The sequence below is a fragment of the Rickettsia endosymbiont of Polydrusus tereticollis genome (assembly GCF_964026385.1).
Classification (GTDB): Bacteria; Pseudomonadota; Alphaproteobacteria; order Rickettsiales; family Rickettsiaceae; genus Rickettsia.
Genome location: NZ_OZ032142.1, coordinates 1,288,657 through 1,312,212, shown reverse-complemented (window position 1 = coordinate 1,312,212; position 23,556 = coordinate 1,288,657). Strand labels below are relative to the sequence as shown.

Genomic DNA, 23,556 nt, shown 5'->3' with positions numbered 1-23,556 from the left:
TAATACAAAGGATTTTGTCATGACAAATTGTATAGCATATAGTTACCAGTTTTCCAAAGTAAAAAATCGGACAATAGAGATAAATTTCACTGGAGGTGATATTAGTAGCGATGGAGGTGTGTTGTTATTAAGAGAAGCAGATAAAAGGCTTGGTATAACAGAGGAGCTTGCTAAAATATTTCCTGATAGACGAGATGGTAGTAAAATTACCCATAATATGGCAACAATGCTGAGGCAACGAATTTATGGTATTGCATTAGGTTATGAAGATTTAAATGACCACAATTATCTACGAAAATGTCCTGCTATGCAAACAGCTATGGAAACAATTGATGATATGGCAAGTAGTTCTACCTTATGTCGTATAGAAAACAATGCTGATAGACACTTTGCAATTAAAGTGCATGAACTAATGCTTGATAAATTTATTAAGTCTCATAAAATAGTACCAAAGCAGCTAATACTTGATTTTGATGCTACGGATGATGAAATTCATGGGCAACAGGAAGGTAAGTTTTATCATGGTTATTACGGTCATAATTGCTTTTTACCTTTGTATGTTTTTTGTGGAAAGCATCTGTTAGTTAGTTATCTTAGGACGTCAAAGCAGGATCAAGCAAAACATTCTTGGGCAATATTATCATTGTTAGTAAAACGTTTTCGCCAAGCTTGGCCAGAGGTAAAGATTATTTTTCGTGGTGATAGTGGATTTTGTCGTCATCAGATGTTTGATTGGTGTGATATTCATAATATAAAATATATTGTAGGAATGCCCCAAAATAACAGACTAAATGAGTTACTGAAACCTACAATGGAGAAGTCAAAAGCAGCATTTATTATAACCCAAGAAAAGCAACGTCTTTTTAGTGAGTTTCCATATAAGGCTGGTAGTTGGAGTCATGAACGTAGAATAATTGGTAAGGCAGAAATGACAATGCTTGGAGAAAATCCAAGGTATATAGTAACTAATTTATCAGATAAACCTGAAGATTTATACGACAAAGTTTACTGTGGTCGTGGTGATATGGAAAACCGTATAAAAGAGCAACAACTAGAATTATTTGCAGATCGTACTTCTTGTCATAGATGGTGGGCTAATCAGCTCAGAATGATTTTATCGGGTCTTGCATACACTTTAGTAGAATATATCAGAGGTAATTTATTACAAGGTAGTGCATTAGCAAAAGCACAAATAGGTACAATACGTTTAAAATTATTAAAAATTGGGGTAGTAATTATCCGTAATACTAGGCGTATTAAGTTTTTGTTATCTTCATCATATCCTTACCGACAGGTATGGAATCATGTGATGAAGAAATTAGCATTAGAATAACCTAGATTAGCACTGTTCCCGGTGCTTAGAAAAAATGGGGTAAGGGGCATTACATCTAAAATTTGAAAATAACGGCTTCAAAGCACTTTTTGGCAAAATTTTTACAAAAGTATCATTGCTAATATTATAAATTACTCAATTTCTTACTTTAAATCTCACTTCATGCAATATCCGGGTTAGAGCTATTTTTCAGGAAGGTAGACGAAATTATGGATCTAGACCCATTAAAAAGGCTTTGTTGAGGCAAGGCATAATTGTTAGTCGTAGGAGAATTACAAGACTAATGAATGAAGCTGGCTTAGTATGTAAAACTAAGTATAAATTTAAAGCAACTACTGATTCTAAGCATAATAAGCAAGTTGCTCCTAATTTATTGGATAGACAGTTTAAAGTTTCTAATGTTAATTGTTATTGGGTTGGTGATATCACCTATATCCCAACTGGAGAAGGATGGTTATATTTAGCAACAGTTATTGATCTATTTTCTAGAAAAGTAATAGGCTGGTCAATGAATAGTAATATGAAAGCTGATTTAGTTAATAATGCTTTGCTAATGGCAATATGGCAACGTAAACCACCTAAAAAGCTTATTTGGCATACTGATAGAGGTAGCCAATATTGTTCTGATAGTCATTTAAAACTTATAAAACAACATGGTATTATACAGAGTATGAGTCGTAAAGGAAATTGCTGGGATAATGCTGTTGCTGAAAGCTTTTTTCATACTATAAAAACAGAATTAATTTATCAACATAAATTTAAAACTAGGGAGGAAGCAAAACATGCTATATTTGAATATATAGAGGTATTTTATAATCGTATAAGAATGCATTCTGCTAACGATTATCTATCACCAGTACAATACGAAAAAATACAAAAATGTGCGTAAAAAACTGTCCGGAAAACTGTTGACAGATCAGTTTGTACATAACTTAAACCTTCTTTGTTCTTTATCTTAAATACCTTTCTACGAAAATCTATACTATATGTCATAAGTCTTTTTTTATAGCCGTTTTATTAGCTTCTAGCTATAGAAAACAATGCTGATAGACACTTTGCAATTAAAGTGCATGAACTAATGCTTGATAAATTTATTAAGTCTCATAAAATAGTACCAAAGCAGCTAATACTTGATTTTGATGCTACGGATGATGAAATTCATGGGCAACAGGAAGGTAAGTTTTATCATGGTTATTACGGTCATAATTGCTTTTTACCTTTGTATGTTTTTTGTGGAAAGCATCTGTTAGTTAGTTATCTTAGGACGTCAAAGCAGGATCAAGCAAAACATTCTTGGGCAATATTATCATTGTTAGTAAAACGTTTTCGCCAAGCTTGGCCAGAGGTAAAGATTATTTTTCGTGGTGATAGTGGATTTTGTCGTCATCAGATGTTTGATTGGTGTGATATTCATAATATAAAATATATTGTAGGAATGCCCCAAAATAACAGACTAAATGAGTTACTGAAACCTACAATGGAGAAGTCAAAAGCAGCATTTATTATAACCCAAGAAAAGCAACGTCTTTTTAGTGAGTTTCCATATAAGGCTGGTAGTTGGAGTCATGAACGTAGAATAATTGGTAAGGCAGAAATGACAATGCTTGGAGAAAATCCAAGGTATATAGTAACTAATTTATCAGATAAACCTGAAGATTTATACGACAAAGTTTACTGTGGTCGTGGTGATATGGAAAACCGTATAAAAGAGCAACAACTAGAATTATTTGCAGATCGTACTTCTTGTCATAGATGGTGGGCTAATCAGCTCAGAATGATTTTATCGGGTCTTGCATACACTTTAGTAGAATATATCAGAGGTAATTTATTACAAGGTAGTGCATTAGCAAAAGCACAAATAGGTACAATACGTTTAAAATTATTAAAAATTGGGGTAGTAATTATCCGTAATACTAGGCGTATTAAGTTTTTGTTATCTTCATCATATCCTTACCGACAGGTATGGAATCATGTGATGAAGAAATTAGCATTAGAATAACCTAGATTAGCACTGTTCCCGGTGCTTAGAAAAAATGGGGTAAGGGGCATTACATCTAAAATTTGAAAATAACGGCTTCAAAGCACTTTTTGGCAAAATTTTTACAAAAGTATCATTGCTAATATTATAAATTACTCAATTTCTTACTTTAAATCTCACTTCATGCAATATCCGGGCTAAATTAGCGAGCATGGCATAAAGCTTTACTAATTCTTCCATATTAACCTCTACTGCTCCGAGTACCATAGATAAGCCGTATATTTCCGGTTCTCGTAATTTAGCAATTTTTGCTTGTCGTAAAAATTCGTAGAAGTTAGGGTTTTTTAATTTAGAAGCAAGAAATATTACCGGTATATTACGGCTTTTTATTAACGACTCTCCGGCACTTAACCCGCCGGTAAAACTACTGTCAAAATTTTCCGGCTTATAGTTATTGTAATGGATAGGAGAATCTTTTAATAAAGTTAAAGGATGAATTAAAGATTGATCAAAGGCTAAAGCATAAACGAAAGGCTTTAAAGTTGAGCCTGGGGATCGGTAGGATTTAGTGCCGTTTATTTGTCCTTCTATATCGGCATCGAAAAAATCACCGGAGCCGACACTTGCCAGCACTTCCATATTAGTAAAATCCACCAGCATTGCAGCGGCATTTGTTACGCCATATTTCCGGTGTGCATTGATATATAGCCGAATTTGTGTCTCTAAAATAGTTTGTAAATTCTTATCTATAGTGGTGAAAATATCTTTAACACTACTATTTTGTGCTAATGTATCTAAAGTAAAGTGCGGTGCTATAAACGGTAAATTTTTAGTTTGATTAAATTTGATGGGTAAATTAAATAAATTACTATAAATAATATCTTTTGGGTGCTTTTCTAACCATTTAGAAAATAGATATTTGCGGGCTTTAAAAGCTTTACTTGTTTCATCTCCTATAATCGATGGTGCTTTTTTAACCGGATTTTGCGGTATTATGGCTAAACTTAAAATATCCAGTAAATTTAAATTTTTAAGCTCTCGCCCGAAATAAATATAGCTTGCAGCTGCTACACCTTCAATATTACCGCCGTAAGGAATTAAATTTAAATAGGCTTCTAAAATTTCGTTTTTTGAGTAATGTAACTCCAAATGCATTGCTTTAATAATTTGATATAATTTGCCAAGTATAGTGCCGGAATTTATCCCGAACCTTATACGTGCTACCTGCATGGTGATAGTAGAGGCACCGATTTTTCGACCGTTTTTTAAATAGGTAAAGTAAAAAGCTTTAAGTAATGAAATAGGGTTAATTCCGCAATGTGAATAAAAATATTTATCTTCATATAATAATACCGCTTCGATGAATTGAGGCGGTATCTCGTTAATCGGCGTATATATTCTATATTTGTCATCTTTTGAGAGAGAAATACGCATTAATTGCCCGTTCCTATCAAATACTTTTTGCGAAAAGCTAACTTTGTCAAGCAGCGGTGGAGGGGGTACTATGAAATATATTATAATGCCGATTGCTAATAGCGTGATAATTAGCTTTGTTTTAGAGAACAAAATATATACCGCTTATTGTTGTTTTATGTTGATGTTATTCTGTCATTCCTGCGGAGGTACGACCTTGCTGCATGGCTCGAAAAATGATTCCAATGTCATACCGTGGTCAAGCCACGGTATGACACCGTACTTGTAATAACCATTACGATAAATTATGAACCACGCAACAACACCCCGTTTGAACTAGAATAACAAAAATCAAAGCTTAATTATACCAGAATAACATAATAAAAAACGCTGTATTTTAATATTATATGTAATTAAAATATTAATAATGTATTGACTATTTAATTTGCTTTTTGTATAATGCATTTTGAATTAGTTGATAATCAGCTAACTAACTAATTTTTACTAATAAACCTACCTGTGCCTGTCTCAATTAATTTATGTAAATCATAGTTAAATCCTCAACATACAACACAAAATTACAAAATCTACCTATAATATCTACGTATAAATAAATCTCTTGACTTTAATTTTTTATCCTATATAATGACTTCTAATTATATAATAATTTATTAATATTTTAATAAAAACATTAAGAATTATGAAAAATACCTTTTCTAAAAAATCAAATACCTTGAAATATTTTTTGTTAGGCTGTGCTAATGCTGCAATGCTTACTGCATTGTCGGGCGAGGCGTTGGGGAAGGTTGGGCTTGCGGATATAATAGGCAAAAAAACTGAATATACAAAATTACTTCCTAACCCGGATATTGCATGAGATATAGGAGACAAAATCCTCGTAAAGCTGTATAATACTGGTATTTCATTAGAATAATACAAAGGATTTTGTCATGACAAATTGTATAGCATATAGTTACCAGTTTTCCAAAGTAAAAAATCGGACAATAGAGATAAATTTCACTGGAGGTGATATTAGTAGCGATGGAGGTGTGTTGTTATTAAGAGAAGCAGATAAAAGGCTTGGTATAACAGAGGAGCTTGCTAAAATATTTCCTGATAGACGAGATGGTAGTAAAATTACCCATAATATGGCAACAATGCTGAGGCAACGAATTTATGGTATTGCATTAGGTTATGAAGATTTAAATGACCACAATTATCTACGAAAATGTCCTGCTATGCAAACAGCTATGGAAACAATTGATGATATGGCAAGTAGTTCTACCTTATGTCGTATAGAAAACAATGCTGATAGACACTTTGCAATTAAAGTGCATGAACTAATGCTTGATAAATTTATTAAGTCTCATAAAATAGTACCAAAGCAGCTAATACTTGATTTTGATGCTACGGATGATGAAATTCATGGGCAACAGGAAGGTAAGTTTTATCATGGTTATTACGGTCATAATTGCTTTTTACCTTTGTATGTTTTTTGTGGAAAGCATCTGTTAGTTAGTTATCTTAGGACGTCAAAGCAGGATCAAGCAAAACATTCTTGGGCAATATTATCATTGTTAGTAAAACGTTTTCGCCAAGCTTGGCCAGAGGTAAAGATTATTTTTCGTGGTGATAGTGGATTTTGTCGTCATCAGATGTTTGATTGGTGTGATATTCATAATATAAAATATATTGTAGGAATGCCCCAAAATAACAGACTAAATGAGTTACTGAAACCTACAATGGAGAAGTCAAAAGCAGCATTTATTATAACCCAAGAAAAGCAACGTCTTTTTAGTGAGTTTCCATATAAGGCTGGTAGTTGGAGTCATGAACGTAGAATAATTGGTAAGGCAGAAATGACAATGCTTGGAGAAAATCCAAGGTATATAGTAACTAATTTATCAGATAAACCTGAAGATTTATACGACAAAGTTTACTGTGGTCGTGGTGATATGGAAAACCGTATAAAAGAGCAACAACTAGAATTATTTGCAGATCGTACTTCTTGTCATAGATGGTGGGCTAATCAGCTCAGAATGATTTTATCGGGTCTTGCATACACTTTAGTAGAATATATCAGAGGTAATTTATTACAAGGTAGTGCATTAGCAAAAGCACAAATAGGTACAATACGTTTAAAATTATTAAAAATTGGGGTAGTAATTATCCGTAATACTAGGCGTATTAAGTTTTTGTTATCTTCATCATATCCTTACCGACAGGTATGGAATCATGTGATGAAGAAATTAGCATTAGAATAACCTAGATTAGCACTGTTCTCGGTGCTTAGAAAAAATGGGGTAAGGGGCATTACATCTAAAATTTGAAAATAACGGCTTCAAAGCACTTTTTGGCAAAATTTTTACAAAAGTATCATTGCTAATATTATAAATTACTCAATTTCTTACTTTAAATCTCACTTCATGCAATATCCGGGCTAAACAACAGTTAGAAGCAATTGAAAGTCTATATGAAAAAGGTTTAACTATTGCTCAAAGAAAACAATTAGATATTGTTTTAAAAGATTTAAGAAATAATCCTGATATATATAAAGTTAACAAAGATATTGATGTAATAGCTGAGCAGCGTGAAAATAATACTGTTAAGCTTGGTATAATGAATAACGAAAAAATCTTAAATGCACTTTTCAAAACTAAAAATCCAGCTTTATTAGCATTAAAAGAAAGTGCTCAATCTGCTGTACACCAAGAAGTATTACAAAATATAAATAATCCTCTTGAATGCTTAGCATATATTCACACAGCTAAAAATAACATGTCTGATAATTATAAACAAAAAATAGTTACTGATTTTTTTGCTAGTGGCTTTGATAAAGAAAAAATTGAGCATTTACTTTTTAAAACTAATATTACCGACCCGAATGTTAGAAAAGATAATATTAAACCAGATTTTAGAGAAGCTGGTAATAGTGATTTATTAGCAGTAATAAAAACTCATGCGACTCCTGAGCAAAAAGCACTTTTACTTCAAGAATTTGAAAAATATGCTAAATCTACTATTGTAGAGCAATATTTAAAATCCTCAACTGATTCATTAAAAAGAGTATTACCTCTTGCAAATGCTAAATCGCTTGAAGATTATGCACAAACAATGGTTGATATTAAAACTCAAGGAATGGGATTTGTAGAAGCTAATAATATATTAAAGGCAAAAAATCTAATCACTAATGATTTAAACGAAGAAGAATTTCAAGCATTAGTAAAGGTCTTTAATAGTCGTGTGTACAATGAGCTGATGGGCGTTGTTGGTGAAAAAGTAAAAAGTGATGACGTAAGAAAAGATATAAAAGATAATAAAGAATTAGTCGGGCTAAATGCCCAAGCTCAACCTCAAATACAAGGAAACGGTGCACCGCCTCCGCCTCCTGGTAATGGAGCACCGCCACCGCCTCCTCTTCCCGGAGCAAGAAACGTTGGATTAGTAGTAAATAAATATTCAAATATTGAAGCTTTAAAAGGCGGTGTAAAAGATTATTTATATAATAAAGGTCAAGAATTAATAAAATTTGAAAAGAGAGATAATAGAGACGTACCGCTTCCACCTCCTGCACCGCCTGTTGATGAACCTGATGGGAATGTTGGGGTTGAAACTAAGTTAACTCCCGAAGGTAAGATTTACCAAGCTTATTATGCTCTTAAAAATCCTAAAAAACAACCTAACAATCAAAATAAATTAATATCTGCAGAAGAAGATTTAAAATCAGCAATACGACTTCGTGTTAGTGAAATTTTTGGAGATGATAATCCTGATTTAACTCCTAAACAGATTGTTGAATTATTTACTAATGAATCAGTAGATAAAGCTAAATTAAAAGCTGAATCTAAAGATATTTTTTTAAAGTTTAAAGAAGATGAGCATATAAACTATATATTATCAAATACTTCAAGTAAAAATATAGGTAGTGAACAATTTTTTGATAGTCTTTTTGAAGAAAAAAGAGAGGATGCACTTGAGCGTATGACCTTTTTTAATAAAGTGCATTTAGTACAGGATCCTTTAGATGCAAGAATAAACTTAGAGGTGGAATTTAAAATAGGAGATGATATAGCAGCTCAGAATTTAGTAAGCTATATTGCAGGTGAAAAAAATAAAATTCTTAGAGAAGACGAATTAAAAGATAAAAAACAAATTGTTGAAAGAGTCAATTTCTTAGCTACTCATGCAGCAATTTTTGACGCAAGAGATGCACATGGCGGCTTAGTAGAAACTGCAGTGAATAAAGAAGTAAAGAATATAGTTAACGATTTTGATAAAATTTCAACTGCAGATAAAATAGACTTATTGTTAAATAAGCAAGGTGTAAATAAGAGTATTGCAAAAGCCGGTGAGCATACTCAAAACACTCTAAAAACAAAGTTAAAAGAGTGGCTTAATGATAATATTATTCAGCTGCAACTGCAAAATAACCTTACAGCAGCAATAAATACGAAAATAAATACGAATGATTTAAATACGTTAACTGCTTTAGCTGATTATGAGCTAATAAGAAATTATTTTGAAGAATTAGTTGCTGCAAAAAAACAAATAATTGAAACAGCAAAATTATCAGGAGAGATCGCTGCAAGGATTCAGGAAAAAGACATTACTAATGATATAAGTAAGGCAATAAACGACTTGATGCCTGCGGGTTCTAAAAAATTCTCTAAAAAAGAAATAGCTCAATTAATTGAAAGCGGCACCGGTAAAGTAAAAAATGTACTTAAAGAAAAGAAGAAGCAAAGTATTGCTCGACTAGTAGTACCGATAGCCAATGTAGGAAATGGTGCTCCACCACCGCCGCCGCCGCCGCCGCCTCCTCCTCCTCCTTTAAGAAGAGGTGCTATTGCACTGGTTAATAATGAATTTACTAAAGACTTCCGTACTTTGCCAAACTCTGATGAATTTTTAAAGTCGTTAGATAATTTAGCTCAGCTAGAAAAAGAAAGAGCAGATTTTGCTAAGAATAATAAAGCTGACGACAAGCAAAAAGATAATGTTGCTGTTAAAGCAACCACTAAACTTGGGCAAAAATATCAAGATTTAATAAATACTAAATATGGTAAAAAAGATGATGGTAAAGAAGGTGATAAAAAAGATGACCGTAAAGGAGATTTTACAGTAGCATTAGCTGCAAAAAATCAAGGTTCAGATTTATTCAATGGTTTTATTCTTGAAGAATTAGCAGAAAAATTACAAGAGAGTAATCCAACTCTAAATGATGATACAAAATTAAATATTTTAAAAGAAGTTTTAAGTTCAGAATTTATCGGACCAGTACGTAAAGAAAGTTTTGAGTTACAACAAGAGCGTACTAAAATATTAGTCGAATTAGTGCAAGATGAAGGTTTTATTGCAACATATGAGAAAATTAACCTTGATGGTGCTAAAGCTTTTTATCAGGAAGTTGATCAAGTAACTGATGTAAGAATTCAAAATAATTTAAAGAAAGAAGCAGAAAAGCAAAGATTAAAAGAGGAAAAAGCTGCCAAAATGGAAGCTCAAAGGTTACTAGATGTAGAGCAAGAATTGCATTTAGCAGATATTGGAAATATGTTTGAGACTGCTGAAAAAATAGTCGAAATTAAAGAAAAGGCTAATATTGAAAAGAAAAAAAGAGCAGAAAAAAGAGTACAAATTAAACATAGAGTACAAGCAGGTCTTGAAGAAGAACAGCAGCAAAATTTAGCAAATGACGTAGTTGAGGATGAGGAAGTTGTTGTAGATAGAGAAATGCCGATACTTCCAGATAATGTACTACAAAATGGAGGTTTTGATGAAGGCAATGAAGAGATTGATTTTGACGAAGATGACTATGATGATGAAGATGATGAAATAGAGGAAGAAGATCAACAAGCTGACGAGCCGCAAGCCGTAGCTCTGCAGGAAGCTCTGCCGACTAAAGCTTATGAAGAGTTTAAGTCTGATATTACAGATCAAGCAAAGGAGCAAACTAAACAAGAAGAAAAGACAAAAATAGCTGAAGAAGAAGCTAACCCGCATATTGCATGAGATATAGGAGACAAAATCCTCGTAAAGCTGTATAATACTGGTATTTCATTAGAATAATACAAAGGATTTTGTCATGACAAATTGTATAGCATATAGTTACCAGTTTTCCAAAGTAAAAAATCGGACAATAGAGATAAATTTCACTGGAGGTGATATTAGTAGCGATGGAGGTGTGTTGTTATTAAGAGAAGCAGATAAAAGGCTTGGTATAACAGAGGAGCTTGCTAAAATATTTCCTGATAGACGAGATGGTAGTAAAATTACCCATAATATGGCAACAATGCTGAGGCAACGAATTTATGGTATTGCATTAGGTTATGAAGATTTAAATGACCACAATTATCTACGAAAATGTCCTGCTATGCAAACAGCTATGGAAACAATTGATGATATGGCAAGTAGTTCTACCTTATGTCGTATAGAAAACAATGCTGATAGACACTTTGCAATTATAAGTGCATGAACTAATGCTTGATAAATTTATTAAGTCTCATAAAATAGTACCAAAGCAGCTAATACTTGATTTTGATGCTACGGATGATGAAATTCATGGGCAACAGGAAGGTAAGTTTTATCATGGTTATTACGGTCATAATTGCTTTTTACCTTTGTATGTTTTTTGTGGAAAGCATCTGTTAGTTAGTTATCTTAGGACGTCAAAGCAGGATCAAGCAAAACATTCTTGGGCAATATTATCATTGTTAGTAAAACGTTTTCGCCAAGCTTGGCCAGAGGTAAAGATTATTTTTCGTGGTGATAGTGGATTTTGTCGTCATCAGATGTTTGATTGGTGTGATATTCATAATATAAAATATATTGTAGGAATGCCCCAAAATAACAGACTAAATGAGTTACTGAAACCTACAATGGAGAAGTCAAAAGCAGCATTTATTATAACCCAAGAAAAGCAACGTCTTTTTAGTGAGTTTCCATATAAGGCTGGTAGTTGGAGTCATGAACGTAGAATAATTGGTAAGGCAGAAATGACAATGCTTGGAGAAAATCCAAGGTATATAGTAACTAATTTATCAGATAAACCTGAAGATTTATACGACAAAGTTTACTGTGGTCGTGGTGATATGGAAAACCGTATAAAAGAGCAACAACTAGAATTATTTGCAGATCGTACTTCTTGTCATAGATGGTGGGCTAATCAGCTCAGAATGATTTTATCGGGTCTTGCATACACTTTAGTAGAATATATCAGAGGTAATTTATTACAAGGTAGTGCATTAGCAAAAGCACAAATAGGTACAATACGTTTAAAATTATTAAAAATTGGGGTAGTAATTATCCGTAATACTAGGCGTATTAAGTTTTTGTTATCTTCATCATATCCTTACCGACAGGTATGGAATCATGTGATGAAGAAATTAGCATTAGAATAACCTAGATTAGCACTGTTCCCGGTGCTTAGAAAAAATGGGGTAAGGGGCATTACATCTAAAATTTGAAAATAACGGCTTCAAAGCACTTTTTGGCAAAATTTTTACAAAAGTATCATTGCTAATATTATAAATTACTCAATTTCTTACTTTAAATCTCACTTCATGCAATATCCGGGATAGGTGTCTGTGTTGTACGAACGTTTAAATAAAGAGGTAAAAATTCTGTCATTCCGTGGCTACGACCACGGAATCCAGTCTTTTTATTAAGGTTTTTTCTGGATACCGTGGTCAAGCCACGGTATGACACCATACTTGTAATAACCATAATACGGTAAATTATGAGCCATGCAACAAGCCCTGCCGTTGCTGGGATGACATCAAGGATACGGAAAGGGCATTAAAGAGTACTGAAACATAATTATCTTAATTTTATAGCCTATTCGGTAGTTAATGAAACAGCTTATTAAAATAGGGACAAGGAAGAGTCCTTTAGCCTTAATTCAAACTAATCTAGTGGTTGAGCAAATAAAACTTAACTTTCCCGCTATTGATTGCGAAATAGTCCCTATTGTAACTAGCGGGGATTTAATTCAAGATAAAGCTCTGTATGACATTGGCGGTAAGGCTTTATTTTTAAAGGAAATAGAGCAAGCATTGTTAGATAAGAAAATAGATTTAGCCGTTCATTCTTTAAAAGACGTACCCGGAAGAATACCGCAAGGATTAGTAATTGCTGCCGTGTTAGAGCGAGAAGACCCAAGAGATGCTTTTATTTGCACGCAGTACAAATCAATCGAAGAGTTGCCGCAACATGCAACAGTAGGTACGTCATCTCCCCGAAGAAAGGCATTTTTACAAAAAATAAGACCGGATTTGCAAATAGTAACTTTTCGTGGAAATATAGATTCAAGAATCAAAAAATTAATGAATAAAGAAGTTGATGCAACGATTTTAGCCTATGCCGGGCTTGCAAGGTTTGAATGCTTTAACCCCGAATATTGTAATTTAATTGATATCAGGCAAATGCTCCCCGCTATAGGGCAAGGGGTTATTGCAGTAGAAACCCGAGAAGAAAATCACAAGATGCTTGAGATATGCACTAAAATTAATCATTTACCGACCTTGGAATTAATAAAGTCTGAGCGAGCTTTTTTAGAATATTTAGATGCACATTGCCGCACGCCCGTAGCTGCTTATTCTAGTTACACAGAAGAAAAAGAGATTAAAACCGATTATATGCTAGGTAATTTAGATGGTAGTAAAATGGTTTTCCATACTGAATTTGCTACTATAAAAAATTCTAGACAATCAGGAATAAAAGCAGCAAAAATAATGCTCTCTAATCTCTCAACATCCTTCTAAGAACGTTATCTTTCCTAATAAAATGGTGATAAAGAGCAGCTAAGATATGAAGAATAATCAGAGCGGAGAATATAAAGGCACAGAATGTGTGAATTTTATTAAAGATTTTTGCCGCTTGTAGATTTTGCATGAATGGTTTAATAGTAAATAATCCATAAAAATCAATATCGTAATTTGCTAGGATCGTCATAAGAAAGCCGCTAATAGGCATGACTAGCATCAAGACATATAATAAATTGATATTGAAGTTAGCGGCTTTTTTTTGCCAATTCGGTAAATCATGAGGTAAAAGAACAGAATCATTATAGAATTTCCATAACAACCTTACTATTACTAACGATAATACTAATATACCGGTTGCTTTATGAAGGGCGTAAATCTCCCATTTTTGAGGTTGATCGGCAAGGTTAGACATAACAAAGCCGACAATAAGCATCATAATAATTATCACGCTCATTATCCAATGAAGGAGTTTGGTAATTAAGCCGTACGAATTTTCGGTATTTGTAAGTAACATAATGACCTCAAAATTTTAGCTGTTATTCTTATATAATGTTGCCGTCGTTCGGATGTCGTGCCGTGACTTGTACCTGTGTTGTTGCGTGGCTCTAAAAAAGTGCCGTATGTCATTCCCGCGAAGGCGGGAATCCAGAAAATAAGTAAATTTCTATATAATTTTACTTATTTTAAGTATTTTTTCTGGATTCCCGCCTTCGCGGGAATGACATATAACAAAGCCTTACGAAAATGACACCGAGGAATAAAATTTACTTACTTAATAGCCTAGTCAATAATTTTTTCTGCCGTGTCTCGCCGGTAAAGTTTTCTTTGTCGTTTAATATTAGGTTAGAGCCTTTTAAATCTGTGCCTATATGTTCTGCTCTGCCTTTTAATATTTTAGCTAAAAATTGCTCGGCTAAAGCATAATATGATAATCTATTTGCCGGTCTTGCAAAGCCGTGTCCTTCGTCTTTATAAAGTGCATAAATCACCGGAATTTTTTTAGCCTGCATAGCTTTTACTATTTGGTCGGATTCCGCTTGTACTACACGTGGGTCGTGAGCTCCTTGAGCAATAAAAAGCGGTTTTTTAATATTGTCGATAAAGTTTATCGGTGACCTTTGCCTTAAAAATTCTTTTTCTTCTTCGGTATCCCATGGACCGATTCTTGTTTTATAAATACTAAGAAGAGGGATTACGTAAGGTGCTTTAGTTTCTACGTGAGTTAATAAATTAGACATGCCGACCACATCGACACCGCAAGTAAATATGTCCGGGGTCATAGTCATACCCACTAACGTTGCGTAACCTCCGTAGCTTCCGCCCATAATAGCGACTTTATCGGGATCGGCTATATTATTTTTAATCGCCCAATTCACGCCGTCAATGAGATCGTAGTGCATTTTTCGCCCGTATTCTAAATTGCCGGCATTAAGGAAATTTTTACCGAAACCGGTAGAACCCCTGAAATTAATACTTAAAACCGCATAACCTCGATTTGCTAGCCATTGATGTTCCGGATTATACCCCCAGCTATCACGTGCCCACGGTCCGCCATGTACGTTAATTATTAGCGGCAATTTTCTACCTGGTATATTATCTTTATCAAGCTTAACGTCATTCGGGAAAGTGATATAGCTAACTAAATCTAAGCCGTCTCGTGACTTAATAATTACCGGTGTCATCTTAGCTAAGTTATATTGCTCTAATGCGGTGCGATTAGTAAATAAAAATTCGGCTTTTTTCTTTTCACGATCGTATTTATAATATTTTACCGGTGCATTATCACTTGAATACGCTACTAACCACATCTTATCGTCAAGTGTTCGGCTATTGATAATTAAGTCTCCACGATCAATATTTTGTAAATACTCAATATCTTCTTTAATTGAATTATCTAAAACTTTATAAGAAACTCTTTCATAATTAACTGCTACACCTTGCGGTATTCCTGTAGTTGGATGTACGGCAAATATCCCCATATCTGCTTTATCGTCTTCAGCGATCAACTCCGTCTTACCGGTAGTTAAGTTTAAAGCTTTGAGAGCAGAGGTATTACGGTCACGCCCGTCAAGTATATAAAGAATATCACCGCTAGCATCAAAACCAAGAAAGGAAGTATTAAAGGAATCTTCCATAGATATTTTGGTAAATAATTGCCATTCGCCGTTTTTCAGTTCGTAATATTCGGTGTTGCTGTTTTCATCTAATAGCTCGCCGAATCTTATTTGTAAGTCATTGTCAACCGTGAAGCCGGTAAATTTTTCGTTTTTAAATATTAGTTCTTTTTCTAAACTATTAAGGTTTAATTTATAAATATCGAAATATTTAGGATTGCGATCATTTAAAGAAATTAATATCTCATTAGGGAGCTTATGGCTAATTCCTAAAATAAAGGCTAATACTTTACTTTCAGGCGTAATAAGCTTTGTTTCTTTGGTCTCGATATTATAGCTATAAATACGAAAATTTTCGTCTCCTTTATGATCTTGAGAGTATAAAATATTTTTATTATTATAAGCTATGGAGTATGATCTAATACCCCGTTCCTTATCATTTGTTATTACTTCTGCTTTACTTAAGTCATCTGAAGGTGCTAGCCAAATATTTAATACGCCGTCTTTTGGTGCGATATATAAAATATATTTACCGTCATGGGTAAAAGAAACCTTCATTTTATCAGGATTACCGAATAAAACTTGTCGTGGGATTAGTGTATTGTCGTTAATTGTTTTAGCTTGGGTTTGAGACATAGAAATAGTTAATAATGTTAATATGAAGATAATAATACGGGAAAAATACATAAAGACTAAGTTATTTATTGTGTTATAGTAAATAAGGGGAAAAAATTGTTACCCCATGGCTTGTACCTATGTTGTTGTGTGGATGCCCCAAACGTCATTGCGAGCGACTGAAAGCGTTGTTGAGTGGCTCAAATTTTTGATGTCATTCCCGCTGCCCCCGATGTCATTCCCGCGAAGGCGGGAATCCAGAGAATATTTAAGCGAATTATATAGTAAATTTCTATATATATTTTGCTTATTTTAAGTATTTTTTCTGGATTCCCGCTTTCGCGGGAATGACATAGACCGCTTTTTCCTATCCACGCGGAGAAAGCTACACTAATGTATCACCGCACTATTCCATGGCTATTATTTTTCTTACTGGTGCCTGGCGTATCGTGAGGGCTAAACGAGGAGGAAGGAGTTTGTATCGAACTTTTGTAAGATGGGTTTAATTTTTCTCGTATTCCTTGAGCTATTTCTTTACTTTCCTTTTTATTTATTACATTACCGGAAATTTTTTTAGCGTTATTATTTTTTAATTCTGCTGCTAATTTTTCTTGGTTTAGCTCTCTTTTTTGCTCTTCTACATACCCCTTGTGATCTGTTCCATTAAGTTTTGCATATACTTTTTCTAAGATTGAGGGCTTGTTAAGATATTGATTATTATCTGTCCTATTTTTAAATTTTTCGGATACCGGTTTTTCTATTTTTTCTCTTAAATATTCTTGAACACGATAATTTAAGTCTCCCAGTTTTGCCTTCATATTTTCAAAAAATGTACTATTTCGAAAAACAGTTTTTATTCCTTCTGTTTCCGGTACTTGTGTTGTTTTTCCTGCTTTCGGTATACTTGGTTGTTCCTTGTCATTAATACCAGCCATAATAACCTATTTTAAAAGTTTTAAGAGTGATCAGAAGCTTTCTATAAGTTAATTGAACTATAAGTAATCAGTTTTTGCAACTTAACAAACCTTAATCAAGTTATTATTAGTACTACGCCATTGTGTAAAAAGCACGATGTCACCCGCATGGTTTGAAAAATCTCCAAAATAGCCATTGCGAGGAGGTATTGTTGCATGGCTCAATGTCATTCCCACGGAGGCGGGAATCCATTATTCGTCATTGCGAGAAGGCACAAGCCTTGTTGCATAAATCGATAAAAGTAACAGTATGTCATTCCCGCGAAAGCGGGAATCCAGAGAATATTTAAGCAAATTATATAGTAAATTTTTATATAATTTTACTTATTTTAAGTGTTTTTTCTGGATTCCTGCTTTCGCAGGAATGACATGCACTTTTTTAGAGTCACGCAGCAACACCAATGCCATGCGGGAACGGCAATAAGGTATTTTCAAGAATTGTGCAACAAGACCGGTTTTTTTAGGCAATGTTCTCTTTTTATCACACCCTTTCAACGTTACTTAAAAACCAATCTACCTCGTTAGCGTTAGTGCTACGGGTAAATGTCCATTCTTCTTTAAGGTTTTCAAGCTTATCAACAACATTTTTGCCTTGAAATAATAGCTTAATAAAAACATTATTGCCAAACATATAAATCTCGGAAAATTGGGCATTTAAACTAGTTGAATCTATAAAATCCCCGTAACTTGGTGCTATTTCTTCAAATTTTTCTAAAAATCTTTTATCTACTAATTGTGATAACTCATCTTTTTGCTTATTAGTTACTGCTTCAATAATCATTTGAAACGCTGCTTTGGCGTTATTTATAAAACTAATCGGTCTAAATGATCTAAGGCGTTTTTGTAGCATTTCCATACCGTCAACGACCGGCGTTAGATTTTGCTCGACTATCAAACCGTCTAAAGCTTTTAAATCTTCGGCAGTCGGTTCAGTTTTTTTAGCAGAATCATTTGAGTTTTTTGAAGTATAAGTAACGTCTTTAACAGGCGGCTCGCCGAAATATGATTTGTCTTTGGTCGGATCGTCGTCGGAAGTAGAGCCAAGTGTAGTAATTAGCTTATTAACGATAAAAAAAGCGATACCTGCAAAAATTAATAACTCGATTATTTGAGCGGACATTGATGTTTTACTCTCAAAATATTTAAAAATGATAATAATATTCTATTACAAAAGAGAAGTTTTTAAAAGTTATTTATGTTAAAGAGTCTATAGTTTTTAGAAATCAATTCGAGGAAATATTGCTTGTGGAGGTTAAAATTATTATAAAAAAGCTGTTTTGAATATATAAATAAATTATTTTAAGACTTCTTTATATAATTCTAAATTTTTTCGGAGCATCAAATCAAGAGAAAAATCATTAATTACAGTATGCCTTGCTGCTTCTTCAATTTTTTTAGCTTCATCGGTATTAAGGATCGATAAACAATAATCAATTTTTTGAGCTAAATCATTGGCATCATTCGGTTTGACATGAAAACCTGTTATATTATCGCTTATTGTTTCAACCGCTCCGCCGATATTAGTAGCAATAACAAGTTTTTCCATAGCCTGACCTTCAATAATAGTGCGACCAAAAGCTTCGGGTTCAATTGAGGCAGATATAATTATATCCGAAATGCCGTATAAATGTATTATATCGGCATCATTACCGAAAATTTGAATTTTATTTTGTAATTTTAAATTAGCAATAAGTTCTTTTACTCGATTTGTGAAACTAGGGTGTCTAGACAAATCTCCAACCATTAAACAATAAAAATCTCGATGTTTTAATTTACTTAACGCTTCCACTAAAACAAGGTGACCTTTCCAGCTTGTCATACGAGCGGGCAATAATATTATAGGAAGGTTGCTAGGTGCACCGTATTTTTCTCGGCATTTTGTGAGCTTTTCTTTGGTAAGATTCGTCGGATCAAAATAATCACAATTTACTCCACGATTAATTACCTCAATTTTATCTTCATCAACTTTATAATTTTCTAATAAATGTTTTTTTACGAAATTAGAAACGGCGATAATTTTTTCGCCTTTAAGCATGATGCTATTATAATATTTTTTAAGCGAATTGGAAATATTATAAATGCCGTGAAAAGTGGTTACGAACTTAGTATGAGTTGCTTTTGCCGCCAAGTAAGAACTCCAAGCCGGTGCTCGTGACCTAGTATGTATTAAATCCACCTTATATTTTTTAACTACTTTTGCTATTATTTTTGCATTACGCCAAATCATAAAAGGATTTTTAGTAGCACTATTCACGCAAATATGCAATATATCGTGGTCGTCTAATTCTTTAACTAAGGTACCGCCGGCAGAAATAACGATCGGGGTATGACCGAGTAGCTTAAGATGTTTTGCGACTTCTATCGTACCTCTTTCTACTCCGCCTGAAACCAGAGCAGGAACTACTTGCAAAATAGTATATTTATTGTATCGTTTAGTTGAGTCTGAGGAAGACATTAAACTAATATATTGTAATGAATAAGTTATATTATACACCACAAGAGGGGTTTGTTGTCTATAACAATTATAAAATTACCGACAAAAATGTTCCGTCTGTAATTTTTTTACACGGATTAATGTCCAATATGAGCGGAGAAAAAGCTCTTTATTTAATGGATTATTGTAAAAAAAATAATTATAATTTTATCGCCTTCGATAATTTCGGTCACGGCAATGCCTCGGGAAATTTTGTAAGCCAGACAATCGGCTCATGGCTTTCGGGGCTTGAGTTAGTGTTAGATAAATTGATAGACGATGAAGCCATTTTAATCGGCTCGAGTATGGGCGGATGGTTAGGCATACTTGCCGCTTTGAATTTTCCAAGCAAAATAAAAGCTAAGATAAAGGCTTTGATTTGTTTAGCGCCGGCGGCTGACTTTACCGAAGATATTTGGCAAAATTTATCGAAAGAAGATAAAACTAAAATGCAACAAGAAGGTTTTCTTGAAATAAGCGGACGGAATTGCCGAGATAAATATCCGATAAGCTATAATTTAATATTAGAAGCAAAAAATCATTTATTATTAATGCGTGATAATATTGATATAAATATTCCTATTCATTTAATTCACGGAATGCTTGATGAGGATGTGCCTTATAATATTTCTATTAAATTATTGGAAAAAATAGTAAGTAAAAAAATGGTAATGAAACTTATAAAAGACGGAAATCATAAACTTTCGAGAGAAGAAGACTTAAAAATAATCGTCAATTCCCTTGAGGAAGTAATTACAGCAACTAAACTTAAAAATATTTTATGAATCAATCTAATTTTACAAAAATAACTAAAGTTCACGATTTTAAAGAAATTATGGAAGAAGTTGAACAGGCAAACCATGATAGTTTAGTACTTTTCGATGTTGATGACGTAGTAGTTATGGATACCGATGAGTATAGGCAAACTCATGATTATAGAAGAGAATTATTTAGCAAGATTGAAAAACGACTATCAAAAGAGCAATGTGAATTATTAATTAGCGTCATTTTAAAAGAGCGAAAAGCACGCTTTGTTAATCCCGATATTCTTAAGATATTTGAGAAATTAAAGCAAAATAAAATTCCGACTATGGGTTTGACTAAACTTGCTACCGGTAAATTCGGCGTTATTGAAGATATGGTAGAGTGGCGTATTAAAGAGTTAAATGAGTTAGAGGTGAATTTTGCAGAATTAACACCGCTGAATGACGAAATATTAATAAAAGAATTTGATGCAGGTTATGGCATTCCAACCCTAAAAGCCGGAATAATATTTACGGCTGAATATGATAAAGGAAGCGTACTTGAATATATTTTACGTGAAAAAAATTATTACCCTAAATCAATAATATTTATCGATGATATTTTAGAAAATCTAGAATCATTACAAAAAACATGTAATGAGCTACAAATTAATTATCACGGGTTTGAATTTATGGGGTCAGCTATCGTACCTGAAGCCGATTTAGATGAGCAGCTTGAGAAAATTAGATTTGAGATTTTGGAAAAAGAATATCGCTGGTTAACTGATAAGGAGTTAAAGCTACATGTACAATAAATTTACTATTTTCTTAATCGTAATGGTGATTTCTCTATCTGTTGCAGCTGCTAAGCCGGTAAAATCAAATGCGGTAGGAGTAACGGCTGCCAAAGTTCAAATGGCTGAACTTTTTGACGTATTTAATGTTGTCGGGCAATGTAAAAACGATAATAGCCGTGATTATTATGCGAATGTTGCCGGTAAGCTGGAAGTAGTATCGTCAAGCCAAGGGAATAATGTAAATCAAGGAGAAGTGTTATTCATAATCGATAAGAATATAGCGGAAACAACCAAAATGAATGCCGAAGCTTTATTAAGTACTAAACAAGATAATTATACTAGAAATAAAATATTATTTGCTAAAAAATTTATTAGTGCTGAAGAATTAGAAAGGTCTAAAAGTGATTTTGAGGATGCCAGATTTAATTATTCTAAAGCGGTAAAAACCTATAATGATATGTTAATTACGGCACCTTTTGACGGTAAAATAGGTGTGATTAAACCAAAACCGGGAGAGGATATAAAACAAGGCGATTATCTTTTTAGTATCGTTGAAGGAGAGGGAACACAAAGTATTTTTATTGAGTTGCCTGAATCGTTATACGGAAAAGTATCAAATGATACCGAAGCGATAATAACGGTCAATAAAACAGACGGTAAAGACAAGCAAGCTACTCCTCTTAGTGAAGAGATTAAAGGAAAAATTTCCTCAGTTTCCGGGTATTTATCCGATAACGGTACTATGGATGCTAAAATAATGTTACCGGCTAACAATAAAATGATGCATAATAGTTATGTAAATGTTACGCTTATTCTCAACCCGCATAAAAATTTAGCCGTGCCGGAGCAATGTATACAAAGAAATAATCAAGGTAATTTTATTTACAAGATAGATAATAATATAGTAAAACAACTATATGTAGAAATCGGCTCACGAACTAACGGCTTAATTGAAATCACTTCAAAAGATATCCATGAAGGGGATTTAATAGTAGCGGAAGGTACAACCAAAGTCGATGACAGGACGGAAGTCAAGTTGCAGGAAAGTGAGGGGTAGAGAAGGTGTTGTTGCGTGGATCAAAAAAAGTTCTGTATGTCATTAAAAGCACTGTATGTCATTCTAGCTAAAGGCAGGAATCCAGAAAATATTTAAGCGAATTATATAGTAAATTTTTATATAATTTTGTTTATTTTAAGTGTTTTTTCTAGATTCCTGCTTTCGCAGGAATGACATACTGCTACTTTTAACCATCTATGCAACAACACAGGTACAAGTCACGGCATGACACTGAAACGCTTTGCAAAAATTAAATTTATATTAACTTAAAAAGGATCATCAAATGGAATATTTATTATTAGTTTTTAGTATTATAGCTATTTTAGTTATAGTGCAAATGGTAAAAGTCGTGCCTCAACAACAGGCATGGGTTGTGGAAAAATTAGGGAAATTCGATAAAGTCTTGCAACCCGGTTTAAATCTTTTAATACCTGTAATTCAAAGAGTAGCTTATAAACATACTTTAAAGGAAGAAGCAATAGACGTGACGGCACAAACGGCTATTTCCAATGATAATGTAACATTATCTATTGACGGGGTTTTGTATGTAAAAATTATTGATCCGATGGCAGCTTCTTACGGTGTTAATAATCCTTATTATGCAATCACCCAGCTTGCTCAAACTACTATGCGGTCGGAAATCGGTAAATTACCGTTAGATAGGACTTTTGAAGAAAGAGAAACCTTAAATGTTGCAATCGTTGCTGCCATTAATCAAGCAGCTATAAATTGGGGAATACAATGTATGCGTTATGAGATTAAGGATATTCAACCGCCTCAAACGATCCTTAAAGCTATGGAATTACAAGTTGCGGCAGAGCGTCAAAAACGTGCACAAATTTTAGAATCGGAAGGAAATCGACAAGCAAAAATTAACCATGCCGAAGGAGAAAAAGCACAAATTGTTTTAAATTCCGAAGCTTCCTATACCGATCAAGTCAATAGGGCAAAAGGTGAAGCGGAAGCGATCGGTTTAGTTGCTACCGCTACGGCAAAAAGTATTGAAATCGTTGCGTCTGCAGTGCAGAAAACCGGTGGCAGTGAAGCCGTATCGCTAAAGATAGCAGAGCAGTATATTAACGCTTTTAGTAATTTAGCTAAGGACAGCAATACAGTAATTTTACCGGCTAACCTTTCGGAGCCGAGCAGCTTTATAACCGGAGCATTAAGTATTTTTAATCAATTAAAAATACCCACCGAACAGAAAGCGGGTAAGTAAGATTTCTTTACGTTAACGTAAAAATTTACTGTTGTAATAATTAATTATCTTATATATCATGTAAACGTATTTTAT

General features: G+C 33.4%; 19 protein-coding genes and 2 pseudogenes. 11 read left to right on the top strand and 10 right to left on the bottom strand.

Translation table 11 applies throughout. The annotated features are described in order from the left end of the window. Positions 1-19: 19 nt before the first annotated feature. From AAGD48_RS06320 to AAGD48_RS06310, 3 genes are all read left to right on the top strand, one after another. Positions 20-1,333 (top strand): IS1380 family transposase, encoded by a 1,314-nt coding sequence (locus AAGD48_RS06320; protein WP_341789277.1) that lies wholly within the window; start codon positions 20-22, stop codon positions 1,331-1,333. Between the two features lie 130 nt (positions 1,334-1,463). Then, positions 1,464-2,222, top strand: coding sequence for an IS3 family transposase (locus AAGD48_RS06315; RefSeq protein ID WP_341790757.1), 759 nt, complete (start codon positions 1,464-1,466; stop codon positions 2,220-2,222). Between the two features lie 189 nt (positions 2,223-2,411). After that, complete coding sequence (locus AAGD48_RS06310) at positions 2,412-3,332, top strand: IS1380 family transposase (protein WP_341789433.1); 921 nt, start codon at positions 2,412-2,414, stop codon at positions 3,330-3,332. A 180-nt stretch (positions 3,333-3,512) separates the two neighbouring features. Here AAGD48_RS06310 and pbpC read toward each other — a convergent pair. Together pbpC and AAGD48_RS06300 are read right to left on the bottom strand one after the other, a co-directional pair. Continuing rightward, positions 3,513-4,877: pseudogene (gene pbpC, locus AAGD48_RS06305) on the bottom strand (penicillin-binding protein 1C); the annotation flags it as partial. Positions 4,878-5,357: 480 nt separating this feature from the next. Beyond that, positions 5,358-5,615: a hypothetical protein gene (locus tag AAGD48_RS06300; RefSeq protein WP_341789432.1), complete on the bottom strand. Its 258-nt coding sequence runs from the start codon at positions 5,613-5,615 to the stop codon at positions 5,358-5,360. Positions 5,616-5,674: 59 nt separating this feature from the next. Here AAGD48_RS06300 and AAGD48_RS06295 point away from each other — a divergent pair, with 59 nt between their 5' ends. The 4 genes and pseudogenes from AAGD48_RS06295 (at position 5,675) to hemC (ending at position 13,486) form a co-directional block, all read left to right on the top strand. Next, complete coding sequence (locus AAGD48_RS06295; protein ID WP_341789277.1) at positions 5,675-6,988, top strand: IS1380 family transposase; 1,314 nt, start codon at positions 5,675-5,677, stop codon at positions 6,986-6,988. A gap of 355 nt (positions 6,989-7,343) precedes the next feature. Then, entirely contained in the window at positions 7,344-10,736 is a 3,393-nt protein-coding gene (locus AAGD48_RS06290) for a hypothetical protein (protein ID WP_341789431.1), read from the top strand. A gap of 73 nt (positions 10,737-10,809) precedes the next feature. Continuing rightward, positions 10,810-12,124: pseudogene (locus AAGD48_RS06285) on the top strand (IS1380 family transposase). 450 nt (positions 12,125-12,574) lie between these two features. After that, a complete protein-coding gene (hemC, locus tag AAGD48_RS06280; RefSeq protein ID WP_341789430.1) occupies positions 12,575-13,486 on the top strand; it encodes a hydroxymethylbilane synthase in 912 nt (303 codons plus the stop codon). Here the strand turns inward: hemC and AAGD48_RS06275 are convergent. The 8 genes from AAGD48_RS06275 to AAGD48_RS06240 form a co-directional block, all read right to left on the bottom strand. Next, positions 13,464-14,003 carry a cytochrome b gene (locus AAGD48_RS06275; RefSeq protein ID WP_341789429.1) on the bottom strand — a complete coding sequence of 180 codons (540 nt, stop codon included), beginning with the start codon at positions 14,001-14,003 and terminating at the stop codon, positions 13,464-13,466. The two genes, hemC and AAGD48_RS06275, sit on opposite strands and share 23 nt — an antisense overlap. Next, complete coding sequence (locus tag AAGD48_RS06270; protein ID WP_341789428.1) at positions 13,967-14,116, bottom strand: hypothetical protein; 150 nt, start codon at positions 14,114-14,116, stop codon at positions 13,967-13,969. Before AAGD48_RS06270 ends, AAGD48_RS06275 begins: the two co-directional genes overlap by 37 nt. Positions 14,117-14,253: 137 nt before the next feature. Further along, a complete protein-coding gene (locus tag AAGD48_RS06265) occupies positions 14,254-16,290 on the bottom strand; it encodes a S9 family peptidase (RefSeq protein ID WP_341789427.1) in 2,037 nt (678 codons plus the stop codon). A 326-nt stretch (positions 16,291-16,616) separates the two neighbouring features. Then, complete coding sequence (locus AAGD48_RS06260) at positions 16,617-17,153, bottom strand: hypothetical protein (protein ID WP_341789426.1); 537 nt, start codon at positions 17,151-17,153, stop codon at positions 16,617-16,619. Between the two features lie 81 nt (positions 17,154-17,234). Next, positions 17,235-17,363 carry a hypothetical protein gene (locus AAGD48_RS06255; RefSeq protein ID WP_341789425.1) on the bottom strand — a complete coding sequence of 43 codons (129 nt, stop codon included), beginning with the start codon at positions 17,361-17,363 and terminating at the stop codon, positions 17,235-17,237. Positions 17,364-17,516: 153 nt separating this feature from the next. Continuing rightward, positions 17,517-17,660: a hypothetical protein gene (locus tag AAGD48_RS06250; protein WP_341789424.1), complete on the bottom strand. Its 144-nt coding sequence runs from the start codon at positions 17,658-17,660 to the stop codon at positions 17,517-17,519. Between the two features lie 13 nt (positions 17,661-17,673). Continuing rightward, positions 17,674-18,312, bottom strand: coding sequence for a Tim44 domain-containing protein (locus tag AAGD48_RS06245; RefSeq protein ID WP_341789423.1), 639 nt, complete (start codon positions 18,310-18,312; stop codon positions 17,674-17,676). Between the two features lie 174 nt (positions 18,313-18,486). Continuing rightward, a complete protein-coding gene (locus tag AAGD48_RS06240) occupies positions 18,487-19,647 on the bottom strand; it encodes a glycosyltransferase family 4 protein (RefSeq protein WP_341789422.1) in 1,161 nt (386 codons plus the stop codon). 17 nt (positions 19,648-19,664) lie between these two features. Here AAGD48_RS06240 and AAGD48_RS06235 point away from each other — a divergent pair, with 17 nt between their 5' ends. The 4 genes from AAGD48_RS06235 (at position 19,665) to AAGD48_RS06220 (ending at position 23,481) form a co-directional block, all read left to right on the top strand. Next, positions 19,665-20,450 carry an alpha/beta hydrolase gene (locus tag AAGD48_RS06235; protein WP_341789421.1) on the top strand — a complete coding sequence of 262 codons (786 nt, stop codon included), beginning with the start codon at positions 19,665-19,667 and terminating at the stop codon, positions 20,448-20,450. Then, the gene (locus tag AAGD48_RS06230; protein ID WP_341789420.1) at positions 20,447-21,223 is read left to right on the top strand and encodes a DUF2608 domain-containing protein; all 777 of its coding nucleotides are present in this window, start codon (positions 20,447-20,449) and stop codon (positions 21,221-21,223) included. The genes AAGD48_RS06235 and AAGD48_RS06230 overlap by 4 nt, the downstream gene beginning before the upstream one ends. Beyond that, positions 21,213-22,262 (top strand): efflux RND transporter periplasmic adaptor subunit, encoded by a 1,050-nt coding sequence (locus tag AAGD48_RS06225; protein WP_341789419.1) that lies wholly within the window; start codon positions 21,213-21,215, stop codon positions 22,260-22,262. The genes AAGD48_RS06230 and AAGD48_RS06225 overlap by 11 nt, the downstream gene beginning before the upstream one ends. A 283-nt stretch (positions 22,263-22,545) precedes the next feature. Next, positions 22,546-23,481 carry a stomatin-like protein gene (locus tag AAGD48_RS06220; RefSeq protein WP_341789418.1) on the top strand — a complete coding sequence of 312 codons (936 nt, stop codon included), beginning with the start codon at positions 22,546-22,548 and terminating at the stop codon, positions 23,479-23,481. Positions 23,482-23,556: the final 75 nt, after the last annotated feature.